The 307-nt window shown below is 39.7% G+C and carries 1 pseudogene; it reads right to left on the reverse strand.

The features are described from left to right. Positions 1–230, reverse strand: a pseudogene (locus P0G09_RS18050) (peptidase M48); the annotation flags it as partial. Positions 231–307: the final 77 nt, after the last annotated feature.

Consider the following 307-nt stretch of genomic DNA (forward strand, 5'->3'; position numbering starts at 1 on the left):
ATCATATCATCGGAGAGTAAAAGCAATCCGTCAGTTATGCATAGTGTTTGCCTACCTAGAGCAAATGCAGTTGGAGCAGGATCATGGATAATCTTCACTTTCACTTTTTTAGGACAGTATGATGTGTTCTCTTTTGCTTTATCTAAAACATATTGAACCAGCGGGACTACTCGAAGTTTTATATCTACTCTTTTTATATCGCTTGCTCCTGCGAAGGCAGCCAGGCACATTTCGCCTTATGGGGATAAGCTGTTAGCTTCTGTGAAAAAGTAAATACAAATCAGTTCAACAATGCTTCCTGACGAAC

The organism is Faecalibacterium sp. DFI.5.82, from assembly GCF_029076575.1.
Lineage (GTDB): Bacteria > Bacillota > Clostridia > Oscillospirales > Ruminococcaceae > Faecalibacterium > Faecalibacterium duncaniae.